Source organism: Belnapia sp. AC561, from assembly GCF_979252845.1.
Genome location: NZ_CEEDBP010000004.1, coordinates 41,871 through 54,595 on the forward strand (window position 1 = coordinate 41,871; position 12,725 = coordinate 54,595).

Consider the following 12,725-nt stretch of genomic DNA (forward strand, 5'->3'; position numbering starts at 1 on the left):
ACCTGATGCCGGATACCGTCACCACCCTCGACCGCCCCACCGGCGCCGCGACGCGGACCACCGACGCCATCGTCATCGGCGCCGGCATCGCCGGCATGTACCAGCTTTATCGCCTGCGCCAGCTCGGCCTCTCGGTCCAGGTCTTCGAGGCCGGCAGCGGCGTCGGCGGCACCTGGTACTGGAACCGCTACCCCGGCGCCCGCTTCGACTCCGAGAGCTACACCTACGGCTATGCCTTCGACGATACGCTGCTGGCCGAATGGAACTGGAGCGAGCATTTCGCCGCCCAGCCGGAGACCCTGCGCTACCTGAACCACGTCGCCGACCGCTTCGACCTCCGCCGCGACATCAAGTTCAACAGCCGCGTCGCCGGCGCCACCTGGAATGAAGCCGAACGCCGCTGGACCGTGACGCTCGAGAGCGGCGAGCGCTTCGACTGCCGCTTCCTCATCACCGCCCTCGGCCCGCTCTCGGCCTCGACCATGCCGCGGCTGCCGGGCATCGACGATTTCCAGGGCCAGTCCTTCCATACCTCGAAATGGCCGCATGAGCCGGTGGACTTCAGCGGCAAGCGCGTCGCCATCATCGGCACCGGCGCGACCGGCGTGCAGGTGATCCAGACCACCGCGCCGCTGGTCGGCTCTCTCACCGTCTTCCAGCGCACGCCGAACTGGGCGACGCCGCTGCACAACGCCGCCATCACCGAGGCCGAGCAGGACAAGATCAAGTCCGGCTACCCCGCGATGTTCGAGCTGCTGCGCCAGACCCCCGGCTGCTACATCCACCAGGCCGACCCGCGCGGCACCTTCGAGGTGAGCGCGGAGGAGCGCGAGGCCTTCTGGGAAGAGCTCTACGCCAAGCCGGGCTTCGCCATCTGGATGGCCAACTTCCGCGACATGCTGACCGACCCCAAGGCCAATGCGCTGTTCAGCGAATTCGTGGCGAAGAAGATCCGCCAGCGGGTGAAGGACCCCAAGGTGGCGGAGATGCTGATCCCGAAGTGCCACGGCTTCGGCACCCGCCGCGTCCCGCAGGAGACCCGCTACTACGAGGCCTTCAACCTGCCGCATGTCTCGCTGGTGGACATCAAGGCGACGCCGATCGAGCGCATCACCCCGACCGGCATCAAGACCAGCGACGCCGAGCGCGACTTCGACATGATCATCTACGCGACCGGCTTCGATGCGGTGACCGGCAGCTTCGACCGCGTCAGCTTCACCGGCACCGATGGCCTGACCCTGAAGGACAAGTGGCAGGAGGGCACCCAGACCTACCTCGGCCTGATGTCGCACGGCTTCCCCAACATGCTGACCCTGGTCGGGCCGCACAACGCCTCCACCCGCTGCAACATCCCCCGCTGCATCGAGCAGAACGTCGAATGGGTGGCCGAGCTGATGCGCTACGCCCAGGAGAAGGGTATCACCCGCATCGAGACGACGCCCGAGGCCGAGGCCGACTGGTCCCGCCATGTCGAGGAGCTGGCGGGCGGGCTGCTCTACACCCTGGTCGACAGCTGGATGACCGGCATCAACCGCAACGTCGAGGGCCGCACCACCCGCCGGGTGCTGCAATACCAGGGCGGCGCCCCGGCCTACCGCGAGCATTGCGACGCGGTGGCCAAGGCCGGCTACACCGGGATGACGCTGGACTGAACGGGTCTAGTAGAGCCCGCCCAGCCCCTGGTCGAGCCCCGCCGCGGTCCCCCGCGCCGGGTCCTCGGACGGCGGCCGGGCGGCATTCTCCGTCCCCGGCCGGAAGGCCTCCATGCTGCCGTCCGGCAACCGCACCAGCGCCACGCCCGGCGGCGCCCGGAAGGGAACCGCCGGGCTGCCCCGCAGCGCCGCTTCCAGCACGTCGTGGAAGATCGGCGCCGCATTGCTGCCGCCGGTCTCGCCATGGCCCAGGCTGCGCGGCTCGTCGAAGCCCAGCCAGACCGCGACGACGATGTCCGGGGTGAAGCCGACGAACCAGTTGTCGACGTAGTCGTTGGTCGTGCCGGTCTTGCCGGCCACCGGGCGGCCGAGGCCCTTCCCGGCAGCGGCGCCGGTGCCGCGCGTCACCACGCCGGTCAGCAGGTTGACCATCTGGTAGGCGGCGATCGGATCGGTGATCTGCCGGCGGTTGTCCACCAGCTCCGGCGGCCCCGCCGCGGCATTGCGCGCACCGCAGCCGGCGCAGCCGCGGTTGTCGCTGCGCCAGACCACCCGCCCGCGCTGGTCCTGCACGCTGTCGATCAGGGTCGGCGCCACCTCGCGCCCGCCATTGACGAAGGCGGCATAGCCGGCGGCCATCCGCAGCACCGTGGTCTCCCCGGAGCCGAGCGACATCGCCAGGTAGCGCGGCATGTTGGGGATGACGCCGAAGCGCGCCGCCGTCTCCGAGACCTTGTCCATGCCGACTTCCTGGGCGATGCGGATGGTCACCAGGTTCAGCGACTTCTCGAGCGCGGTGCGCATCGAGACATAGCTGTTGGTGACGCCGTCGCCGTAGTTGCCGGGGCGCCAGATGCCCTGCGGCGTATTGATCTCGATCGGCGCATCGAGGAAGCGCTGGGTCGGCGGGATCCCCGCCTCCAGCGCCGGCAGATAGACGAAGGGCTTGAACGAGGATCCCGGCTGCCGCTGCGCCTGGGTCGCCCGGTTGAACTGGCTGCGGTCGAAGGACCAGCCGCCGGCCATGGCCAGCACGCGGCCGGTCGAGGGGTCGAGCGCCACGATGGCGCCCTCCACGCCGGGGATCTGCCGCAGCGACAGCCGCTCCGGCCGGGCCGGGGCACGCCCCTGGGCCGGGACCGCCGGCATCTGCTCCACCAGCACCACGTCGCCGGGCGCCAGCACGTCCTGCATCCGCCGCGGCGACGCGCCGAGCCGGCCCTCGCCCAGCGCCTTCCGCGCCCAGGCGGCATCCTCCAGCCCCAGCGCCGCCGTCCGCGGCTGCGCCGGCCCGCGCGGATCCGGCCGCTCGATCCAGCCGAGTCGCGCCTCGCGGTCGCGGACCTCCAGCGCCACCGCCAGCTTCCACTCCGGCAGCGCCCCGCCCGGCCGCGTCACCGCCTCCAGCGCCGGCAGCCATTCGGTCGCCGCGGCGCTGATCTTCGCCACCGGCCCGCGGAAGCCGCCGCGCCGCCGGTCATAGGCGGTCAGCCCGGTCCGCAGCGCCGCCTCGGTCGAGGCCTGCAGCGCCGGGTCCAGGCTGGTCCGCACCACCAGCCCGCCCATGTTGGTCTGTTCCGGCCCGAAGCGGCTCGTCAGCTCGCGCCGCACGTCCTCGGTGAAATGCTGCCCGACCTGGATCACCTCCGGCCGGCGCAGCGGCCGGGCGACGATGGGCTCGGCCTTGGCCGCCTCGGCCTCCGCCGCCGGCACCGCCCCATCCTCGACCATCCGGTCCAGCACCCAGTCGCGCCGGGCCTTGGCCGCCTCGGGGAAGCGGGCCGGGTTGTAGTTGTTCGGCCCCTTGGGCAGCACGCCGAGGAAGGCGGTCTCGCCCAGGGTCAGCTCATCGAGGCCCTTGTTGAAATAGGCCTGCGCCGCCGCCGCCACCCCATAGGCCTGGTACCCGAGGAAGATCTCGTTCAGGTACAGCTCCAGGATGCGGTCCTTCGGCAGCGTCTCCTCGATGCGGATCGCCAGGATCGCCTCGCGCAGCTTGCGCGTCAGCGTCCGGTCGGCGCCCACCAGCATGTTCTTCGCCACCTGCTGGGTGATGGTCGAGGCGCCGCCGACCCGCCGGCCGCTGCCGTAATTCTCGGCCGCCGTCAGCGCGGCGCGGACGATGCCGATGGGATCGACGCCATGATGCTCCCAGAAGCGCTGGTCCTCGGCGCTGACGAAGGCGGCCTGCAGCCGGCGCGGGATGGCCTCGATCGGCACGAAGACCCGCCGCTCGGTCGCCAGCTCGGCCAGCAGGCGGCTATCGGCGGCATAGATGCGCGACATCTGCGGCGGCTGGTAGTCGGCCAGCCAGCGATAGTCCGGCAGGTCGGCGGCCACCTGCCGGTACAGCCCATAGCCGGCGATCCCGGCCACCCCGGCCCCGACCGCCGCCAGCATCAGCAGCCCGCCGAAAACCCCGCGGAACAGCGGCCGGCGCCGGCGCTTCTTGGGCGCGGGCGGCACGGGCGGCGGGGGAGGCGGCGGCGCGGCGCTCAGGGTTGGCTCGGCGCGGTAATCAGGGGGCGACATGACGGGTCCCAATACAGCGTCTCGTGGAATGCGACATACCCGCAAATGCGCGACCGTGCTGCGGCACGCCAGATATCACGCCAGATATAAGGCCGGCGCCGGGGCCGGGCCATGGCGGCAGCGGGTAAGTTTCGCCCCGGGAACAGACGGCTTCGGGCTAGCCCGCCGCCGCCAGCGCCGGCCCCCGGGCGCCGAGGAAGCCGTGCACCGCCTCGGCCAGCGCCGCCGCCACCTTGGTCCGGTGGGCCGCCTTGTTCAGCGCCGCCTCATCGGCCGGATGGGAGAGGAAACCCATCTCCACCAGCGCCGCCGGCACGTCGGGCGCCTTCAGCACCACGAAGCCGGCCCGCCGGTGGGTATGCGGCAGCAGCGCCACCTGCCCGTCCAGCGCCCCCACCACCAGCCGCGCCATCTTCTCCGACCCGGCCCGCGTCTCCTGCCGGATCAGGCTCAGCAGGATGCGCCCCACCTCCGGCGGGACGCTGGGCAGCCGCAGGCCGCCGGCCCGGTCCGCCTGGTTCTCCCGCCGCGCCAGCCCCGCCGCCAGGCTGTCGGAGGCGGTCTCGCTCAGGGTATAGACGCTCGCCCCCCGCGCCCCCGGCGCGCTGTCGGCATGCAGGGAGAGGAACAGCGCCGCATCCCGCCGTCGGGCGATCTCCACCCGCTCCGCCAGCGGGATGAAGACGTCGCGGGACCGCGTCAGCAGCACCCGGCAGCGCCCCCCGGCCTCCAGCTGCCGCTTCAACTCCAGCCCCGCCGCCAGGGTGATGCGCTTCTCCAGCGTGCCGCGGCCGCCGATGGTCCCCGGGTCCCGCCCGCCATGCCCCGGGTCCAGCACCACCAGCGGCAAGGGCCCGGAGGCCCGCGCCGCGCTGCTGGTGCTCCGGTTGCCGCCCATGTTGCCGCCGAGGCTGCGGCCATCCGCCAGCTGGGCGAATCCCGCCGCCGGCCCCGGCCGCAGGGTGATGTGCAGCTGCCCGCCGGCGACGCCGACCCGCGGCGCGGCGATGGGCCCGGCCAGCGACAGGATCAAGGTCTGCCCGGCCCCGGTGCCTTCCCGGCGCGCCTCGGCCACCACGCCGGCCCCGGCCAGCCGGCCCGGACCGGACCAGGGCGCATGCGGCAATTCGACAACCAGCCGGGCTGGATTGGCCGTCGCCGAAACCCGCCAGCCGCCGGTCCGCGCCAGCGGCAGCACCAGCCGGGTCTCGCCCCGCGTCTGGCTCAGGCTGGGCCGGCCGCCCGCTGCGATGGCCGGCGCCGCCAGCAACAGCCCGGATGCGCCCAGCAACCAGTGCCGGCGCCCGAACACTCCATCCCCCCCAAGCTTCGTCATCGGTGCCACGCCCCCCAGCGTTGCGTCCGGAAGCTACCCGGAATCCGCCACCGGGTGAAGCGAACAGCCGCTGTCCTGCCCGCGCAACGGACAATAAATCGTAACGATGGGCAGAATTGGGGCGATCCACCCCCGGCTTTCTCGCAGCAGGGTTGCAGGCAGGGCGGAGCAGCCTTGTGGAAGCCCAACCCCTCCCCTATGGTGAACCGCCCCGGCGGCGCCCGCTGCCGGCGGAGGATTACGGCGCTTTCACGCCGACAGGCCACGCGACCGACCGGTCCGCGGACCGTCGGCGACATCAGCGGCTGGTCTGGCATGGGGGGCGGATTGGTCCGCCTCCGCGTTTCGCCGGGCCACCACCCGCCACATCCCCGGCATTGCCCCAAAGGGCGTGCCGGCTCGGGGTGTCCGGGCTGCCTCCTCCGTCCTTCGCGGGACCTGTCGCGTGACGGACCCTTGGCGCCCTGCATTCCGCGGGGCTGCCCCTGGTGCAAGCGTGACTGACGCCGCCCCATCCGCGCCCCGCGCGGGTGGCACCGGGGGCGCGAACCCTGGGGCGCCGCCCCGGGCCGCCACCGCGCGCCGCATCCGGCCCGATGGTTGCCCGAGCCCGGCTGCCCCGCCGGATGAGGACGGATTGCCGCATGTCGCCAGATCGCGCCGCGCACCCGCCCCCCTTCGGGTCACGTCACCCCGATCCGCCGCGACGCACCCCGGTGCCGCGCGGCGCGGAGCAACCGCTTCGATGACCAAGCGCATGCTGATCGACGCATCCCACGCGGAAGAAACCCGCGTCGTGGTGCTGGACGGCACGAGGCTCGAGGAATTCGACCTCGAGGCCGCGACCAAACGTCCACTCAAGGGCAATATCTACCTGGCCAAGGTGGTCCGGGTCGAACCCAGCCTTCAGGCCGCCTTCGTGGAATACGGCGGCAACCGCCACGGCTTCCTCGCCTTCTCCGAAATCCATCCCGATTACTATCAGATCCCCGTCGCCGACCGGCAGCGGCTGATCGAGATGCAGGCCGCCGAGGCCCGCGAGGAGGAGGAATCCGAGGAGCGCGAGGCCGCCCTCGCCGATGCCCTCGAGGCCGCCGCCGATGCGACGCCCGAGGCGGCGATCACCCCCGCCGAGGCCATGGACATCCTCGCCGAGGCCTCGCCCCACGCGGCCACCACGGTCGAGGATGCCACGGCCGGGGAGGCATCCACCACCGAAGCCGCCCCGATCGAGGCCACGCCGACCGAGGCGACCTTCACCGAGGCCGCCCCCGCCCCGGACGCCGCCGAGCCCGCCGCGACCGAGGCCCCCCTCGTCGAGGCAGCCGCCCCCGGCGAAGGCGACCAGCCCGACTTCGTCCATCCCCCGGCCATCGAGACCGCCGATGAGAGCGCCGGCGACGACCGCACCGACGAGGAGCGGGCCGAGGACGCCGAAGCCGGCGAGGAGGATGCCCCCGCCCCCGAGACCATCGGCGGCGAAGGCCCGGAGGAGATGTCGCGCGAACGCCGCATCCCGCCGCGCTTCCTGCGCCACTACAAGATCCAGGAGGTGATGCGCCGTCGGCAGATCCTGCTGGTCCAGGTCGTCAAGGAGGAGCGCGGCACCAAGGGCGCCGCGCTCACCACCTATATCTCGCTGGCCGGCCGCTTCTCCGTGCTGATGCCGAACTCGCCCCGCGGCGGCGGCGTCTCCCGCAAGATCACCTCGGCGACGGACCGCCGCCGCCTGCGCGAGGTCATCGACGAGCTGAGCCTGCCGCAGGGCATGTCGCTCATCGTCCGCACCGCCGGCGCGCAGCGGCCGAAGCCCGAGATCCGCCGGGACTGCGAATACCTGCTGCGGCTCTGGGACAATATCCGCGACCGCACCATGGCCTCCTCGGCCCCGGCGCTGATCTACGAGGAAGCGGACCTCATCAAGCGCTCGATCCGCGACGTCTATGCGCGCGACGTCGAGGAGATCCTGGTGGATGGCGAAGACGCCTTCCAGGAGGCCCGCGAGTTCATGCGCATGCTGATGCCGCAGCATGCCAAGAAGATCCAGCTGTTCCGCGACGGCGGGCTGTTTGCCCGCCACCAGGTCGAGGCCCAGCTCGATGCGATGCATTCGCCGATGGTCCAGCTCCGCTCCGGCGGCTACCTGGTCATCAACCAGACCGAGGCGCTGGTCGCCATCGACGTGAACTCGGGCCGCTCGACGCGTGAGCGGCACATCGAGGACACCGCGCTCCGCACCAACCTCGAGGCGGCCGACGAGATCGCCCGGCAGCTGCGCTTGCGCGACCTCGCCGGCCTCATCGTCATCGACTTCATCGACATGGAATCGGCCCGCAACGACGCGCAGGTCGAGCGCCGGGTCAAGGAAGCGCTGAAGCACGACCGCGCCCGCATCCAGGTCGGCCGGATCAGCCACTTCGGCCTGCTGGAGATGTCGCGCCAGCGCCTGCGGCCCTCGCTGACCGAGACCACCTTCGTCACCTGCCCGCATTGCCAGGGCCGCGGCCAGGTCCGCAGCCTGGAAAGCAGTGCGCTGCAGGTGCTGCGGGCGATCGAGGAGGAGGGCGCCAAGCGCCGCGCCGCCGAGATCTGCATCCACGTCGCCTCGCCGGTCGCGCTCTATCTGCTCAACCGCAAGCGCGACAAGCTGCAGGTGATCGAGGGCCGCTTCGGCATGTCCGTGGTCTTCGAGCCCGACGACACGCTGCTGCCGCCGAACTTCCGGCTGGAACGGCTGCGCGCCGCCGACCCGACCCGCGTCATCGAGACCAGCGCGCCACCCGCCGCGCTGCGGATGGACTATGCGCCGGAGGCCGAGGAGCCCGAGGTCGAGGACGTCCCCGATATCGAGGACGCGCCCGAGCCGGCCCGTGGCGAGGCTTCCCGCACGGAAGCCCAGCGTGGCGAGGCCGCCGCCGAGGCCGAGCGCCAGGGACGCCGCAAGCGCCGTCGCCGGCGTGGCGGCCAGCGCACCGAGGGCGGCGCGCCGAATGGCCGCGCCGAGGGCGAGAGCGACGGCGAGGATGAGCAGGATGGCGACGAGGAGGAGGCCGAGGCCCCCGCCGGCGCCACCCCCGCTGCCGCGCCCCAACCTGCTGCGTCCCAGCCTGCCGCAGCCCCCACCGAAGGCGACGCCGCCGAGGAGGGCAGCGAGGCCGAAGGCACGGCCGATGCCGAGGGCGACGCCGGTCGCGACGGCCCGCGCCGCCGCCGCCGCGGCCGCCGCGGTGGCCGCCCCGGCCTGCCGCCGCGCGGCGAAGGTGCCGAACCCGGCCCGGAGCAGCCGGCCCCGCGCTATGCGGAGCCGCCGCGCTACATGGGCCCGACCCCGGCCGACCCCTTCGCCGGCCATGTCGACGACATCATGGCCGCGATGGAAGCCGCCGAGGCCGCGGCCGAAGCCGCAGCCGAACGCCGCTCCCGCCCGGTGCCGACGCCGACGCCGATGGTTCCCGAGGTCGCCCTGACTTCGGAACCCGCCGCGGCAGCCCCGGCCGCCGAAGCGGCGCCGGTGGAAGCGGCGCCGGTGGCAGCCCCCGTTGCGGAGACTCCGTTCGGGGAAACCCCCGCCGCGGCGCCTGCCGCCGAAGCGTCTGGTGCCGAAGCTCCTGCCGCCGAGGCCGCCGCTGCTGAAGCGCCGGTCGCCGAAGCCGCGCCGGAAGCCCCGGCTGCGGAGGCCCCCGTCGCGGAGCCCGCCGCTGCCGAAGCCCCGGTTGCCGAAGCCCCGGTTGCCGAAGCCCCGGTTGCCGAAGCCCCCGCGGCCGAGGCCCCTGCCGCGCCGGAGCCGGAGCCTGCCCCAGCCCCGGCCACCGAGCCCGTCGCCGCCGCCCCGGACGTCCTCCAGGGCCCGGCCATCCTCCCGGTCAGCGTCGATGCCCTCGACGAAGCCGCCCCGAAGCGCCGGGGCTGGTGGAAGCGCTGAGCTGAACCGCCGGGGAGGGAGCAAGCCTCCCTCCCCGGCGCCCTACCGCCGCGGCGGCGCATCCCGCCCCGTCAGATACCCACCGATCCCCAGCGCCAGCGCCGCCGCCAGCACCGCGAAGGCGATCGGCCAGGCTTCCCCCATCGGGGCGAAAGCCACCGCCCAGCCCGTCAGCGCCGGCAAGGCCGCGCTCCCCAGGGTCTGCGCCAGGTTCACCGTCGTCGCCCCCCGCCCGACCAGATGGTCGGGGAACAGCGACCGCCCATGCGCCACCACCACCACCGGGTAGCAGCTCAACAGGCAGAGCAGCACCAGCAGCCCCGCCGCCACCGGCAGCGGCGCCCGTGGCCAGGCGGCCAGCGCCAGCAGCACCAGCACCGCCCCGCTCGCCATGCCGGCGACCAGCCACTTCCGGGTATTCAGCCGCCGCTCCAGCGGCCCGATCGCCAGCAGCCCCGCGACCAGTGCCAGCCCCATGCCGCCCAGCACCGCCCCACGCGGTCCCGGCCCCAGCCCATGCACCTCGGCCAGATAGGGCCCGGCCCAGACCGCGAGCACCGTCGCCATCACCGCATAGCCCACCAGATGCATCGCCAGCACCGGCAGCAGCCCCGGCGTCCGCCAGACGGTGAGCTGCCCGCGCAAGGCCCCGCCGATCGTCTCCGCCGGCCGCGGCGGGCGGGGCCGGTCCGGCGGATCGTCCCGCACCCAGGCCCACCACAGCGCCACCAGGGCCAGGGTCGCCACGGCCGAGAGCGCATAGGCCCCGCGCCAGCCCAGCACCGCCGCCGCCCAGGCGAAGGGCGCCCCCGCCAGCAAAATCCCTAACTGGCTGAAGGCGAAGACCCGCCCCAGCGCCGTCGTCAGCCCCTCCCCCGCATGCCAGCGGGCGCAGAGCACGACGCTCGCCATGAACGATGCCGCGCAGCCGATCCCCAGCAGGAAGCGCGCCGCCAGGAACCAGCCGGCATCCGGCGCCAGCCCCTGGCCCAAAGCCCCCAACACGCAGGGCAGGCTGAGCACCGCGACCGTCAGCCGCGGCCCGACCCGGTCCAGCGCCAGCCCCACCGGGATCTGCAGCAGCAGCAGCGCCAGGAAGAAGACGCCATTCGCCGCCCCCAGCAGCCCGGCCCCGGCGCCGAGGTCCCCGGCCAGCTCCGGCCCGATCACCCCCAGCGCCGCCCGGTGGAATTGGCTGGCGCTGGTCATCAGGGTCAGCGCCAGCAGCAGCCGCGTCGCCGGCGCCATCAGGCGGCGAGGCTCACCGCGCCCACCCCCAGCGCCTCGCCCAGGCAACGCGCGCCCTCCGGCGTCAGCCGCAGCCGGCGCCGCGCCATCGGGTCGCCCTCCCGCTCCCCCGGCAGCCGCACCAGCCAGTGCCGCCTGAGGCAGCAGGCGGCGATCTCCCGCCCCAGCCCTCCGGCCAGATGCGCCCGCCGCTCCGACCAGTCCATGCAGTCGCAGGCGAAGCGCCGCGCCCGCCGCGCCGCCGCCAGATCCACGCCGAGCGCCGCCAGCCCCGCCTCGCCCCGCGCCGTCGCCGCCCAGCCGCCCGCCACCGGCGCCAGCCAGCCGCGCCCGGCCAGCCCCTCATGCAGCGCCACCCCCAGCCGCCCGGCCAGGTGGTCGTAGCAGAGCCGGGCATCGCGGAAGGCCGCGCCATGCGGCCAGCGCCGGCTCGGCACCACCGCCTCGGCCAGCCCGCCCAGCGCCTCCAGCGTCGCCGCCACCTCGGCCGAGGCCAGCCGGTGGTAGCGGTGCCGCCCCTGCGGATGCACCGCGACCAGCCCGCCTGCCACCAGCCGGGCCAGATGCGCGCTGGCCGCCGGCGCGCCGATCCCGGCGATCCGCGCCAATTCCCCCGCGGTCAGCGCCTCCCCGGCCAGCAGCGCCGTCAGCATGGCGGCGCGGGCCGGGTCGGCCAGCAGGGCGGCGACGCTGGCGAAGGCGGCGGGGCTGGTCATCGGCATCTCCCGGGTCCGGCCGGCAGCCTAGCCGCAATCCGCCCCGCCCGCTTCGCCGCCGGGCGAAAGACAGCGCTTCGCGCCCGGGCGAAAGACAGCGCCCCGCCGCCATGCCACTTTGCCGGGCCAAGGAGGACCCCGCATGATCGCCGTCATCTTCGAAGTGGAACCCGCCGAAGGCCGCTTCGACGACTACCTCGACCACGCCGCCCGGCTGAAGCCGGAACTCGAGAAGATCCCCGGCTTCGTCTCGGTCGAGCGCTTCCGCAGCCTCACCAACCCCGGGAAGCTGCTGAGCCTGTCCTTCTGGGAGGATGACGCCGCCGTCGCCTGCTGGCGCAACCACGACGCCCATCGCGGCAGCCAGGCGGCCGGGCGCGGCGGCATCTTCGCCGGCTACCGGCTGCGGGTCGTCGGGGTGATGCGCGACTACGGCATGCATGAGCGGCGGGAACAGGCCCCGGCCGACAGCCTCGCCCTGCACGGCTGGTAGCTCAGCCGCCGCAGCCGCTGGCCACCACCTCGCAGCTCGCGCTGCGGTCGCGGCTGCGGCAATCCGCGATGGCTTGGGCCTCCGCCGCCTCCTTGGTGCCGCCGGCCCCGCCGGCGGCGAAGGTGATGGTATAGGTGCTGGGATCCGCGGTGCGGACCAGCCCGGTGGACCGGCGGGCCTGGGCCACCGCGCCGCAGCGGTCGGTGAATTCCAGCGCCAGCCGGCAGGCGCCGCCGCCGCCACGGGACTGGCAGCTCCGTTCCGCCTGGCCATGCGCGCCCAGCCGGTCGGCCATCCCGAAGGTCAGCCCATAGCCCGCGCTCGGCGGTGCCGCGAGGTAGATGGCCCCCGATCGCCCCGCGGCCTGGCCCCCGCCCGGCCGCGCGGCGGCCGTCGCCCCGGCCCCCAGCGCCGCCGCATTCAGCCCGCGCACCTGCGGCTGGTAATTCTCCCGCGGCGCGGCGGCCAGCCGCTGCCCGGTCGGCCCCTGCAGGGCGGCATAGGCGGCATCCCCTGCCGGCGGCGGCGGCGCATAGGCCGGCCGTGCCGCGCCGTAGGGCACCGGCGGGGCGGGGGAAGCGCCGCGGCGCGGCGCGGCGCGGCCGGCGCTCCGCTCGAAGGCCTGGCCCGCGTTGCAGCGGATGAGGCAGGCCTGCACCTCGGGCGGGTTGGACCGCACCGTGCCGGAGGCCGCGCCGCATTGCCGGACGCAGGCCGGCGAGACCGTCACCGTCTGCGCCGCCGCCCTATCCGCCATGCCGAGGACCAGCAGCACGAGGCCCACCGGCCGCAACCGGGCCAGGATACGGGCCAGGATACGGGCCAT

8 protein-coding genes are annotated in these 12,725 nt (G+C 74.0%); 3 read left to right on the top strand and 5 right to left on the bottom strand.

The annotated features are described in order from the left end of the window. The first annotated feature begins 5 nt into the window (after positions 1-5). Positions 6-1,652, top strand: coding sequence for a flavin-containing monooxygenase (locus AC0IW9_RS04480; protein ID WP_471647008.1), 1,647 nt, complete (start codon positions 6-8; stop codon positions 1,650-1,652). A 6-nt stretch (positions 1,653-1,658) separates the two neighbouring features. Here the strand turns inward: AC0IW9_RS04480 and AC0IW9_RS04485 are convergent, their stop codons facing one another. Both AC0IW9_RS04485 and AC0IW9_RS04490 read right to left on the bottom strand, forming a co-directional pair. Continuing rightward, complete coding sequence (locus AC0IW9_RS04485) at positions 1,659-4,184, bottom strand: penicillin-binding protein 1A (protein WP_471647009.1); 2,526 nt, start codon at positions 4,182-4,184, stop codon at positions 1,659-1,661. 157 nt (positions 4,185-4,341) lie between these two features. Beyond that, positions 4,342-5,475 (bottom strand): N-acetylmuramoyl-L-alanine amidase family protein, encoded by a 1,134-nt coding sequence (locus AC0IW9_RS04490; RefSeq protein WP_471647010.1) that lies wholly within the window; start codon positions 5,473-5,475, stop codon positions 4,342-4,344. 790 nt (positions 5,476-6,265) lie between these two features. Between AC0IW9_RS04490 and AC0IW9_RS04495 the strand changes: the two genes are divergently transcribed. Further along, positions 6,266-9,442, top strand: coding sequence for an Rne/Rng family ribonuclease (locus AC0IW9_RS04495; protein WP_471647011.1), 3,177 nt, complete (start codon positions 6,266-6,268; stop codon positions 9,440-9,442). Positions 9,443-9,484: 42 nt separating this feature from the next. Here AC0IW9_RS04495 and AC0IW9_RS04500 read toward each other — a convergent pair whose 3' ends face one another. Both AC0IW9_RS04500 and AC0IW9_RS04505 read right to left on the bottom strand, forming a co-directional pair. Beyond that, on the bottom strand, positions 9,485-10,690 hold the full coding sequence (locus AC0IW9_RS04500) for an MFS transporter (RefSeq protein ID WP_471647012.1): 1,206 nt from the start codon (positions 10,688-10,690) through the stop codon (positions 9,485-9,487). After that, positions 10,690-11,406 (bottom strand): ArsR/SmtB family transcription factor, encoded by a 717-nt coding sequence (locus AC0IW9_RS04505; RefSeq protein ID WP_471647013.1) that lies wholly within the window; start codon positions 11,404-11,406, stop codon positions 10,690-10,692. The genes AC0IW9_RS04500 and AC0IW9_RS04505 overlap by 1 nt, the downstream gene beginning before the upstream one ends. A 142-nt stretch (positions 11,407-11,548) precedes the next feature. Here AC0IW9_RS04505 and AC0IW9_RS04510 point away from each other — a divergent pair, with 142 nt between their 5' ends. Further along, entirely contained in the window at positions 11,549-11,899 is a 351-nt protein-coding gene (locus AC0IW9_RS04510) for an antibiotic biosynthesis monooxygenase family protein (protein WP_471647014.1), read from the top strand. 1 nt (position 11,900) lies between these two features. Here the strand turns inward: AC0IW9_RS04510 and AC0IW9_RS04515 are convergent, their stop codons facing one another. Next, on the bottom strand, positions 11,901-12,725 hold the full coding sequence (locus tag AC0IW9_RS04515) for a DUF4189 domain-containing protein (RefSeq protein WP_471647015.1): 825 nt from the start codon (positions 12,723-12,725) through the stop codon (positions 11,901-11,903).

Bases quoted from the DNA above. Each gene is read 5' to 3' on its own strand.
- AC0IW9_RS04485 (WP_471647009.1), bottom strand. From the start codon at position 4,184: ATGTCGCCCCCTGATTACCGCGCCGAGCCAACCCTGAGCGCCGCGCCG.
- AC0IW9_RS04480 (WP_471647008.1), top strand. From the start codon at position 6: ATGCCGGATACCGTCACCACCCTCGACCGCCCCACCGGCGCCGCGACG.
- AC0IW9_RS04510 (WP_471647014.1), top strand. From the start codon at position 11,549: ATGATCGCCGTCATCTTCGAAGTGGAACCCGCCGAAGGCCGCTTCGAC.
- AC0IW9_RS04500 (WP_471647012.1), bottom strand. From the start codon at position 10,690: ATGGCGCCGGCGACGCGGCTGCTGCTGGCGCTGACCCTGATGACCAGC.
- AC0IW9_RS04495 (WP_471647011.1), top strand. From the start codon at position 6,266: ATGACCAAGCGCATGCTGATCGACGCATCCCACGCGGAAGAAACCCGC.
- AC0IW9_RS04505 (WP_471647013.1), bottom strand. From the start codon at position 11,406: ATGACCAGCCCCGCCGCCTTCGCCAGCGTCGCCGCCCTGCTGGCCGAC.
- AC0IW9_RS04515 (WP_471647015.1), bottom strand. From the start codon at position 12,725: ATGGCCCGTATCCTGGCCCGTATCCTGGCCCGGTTGCGGCCGGTGGGC.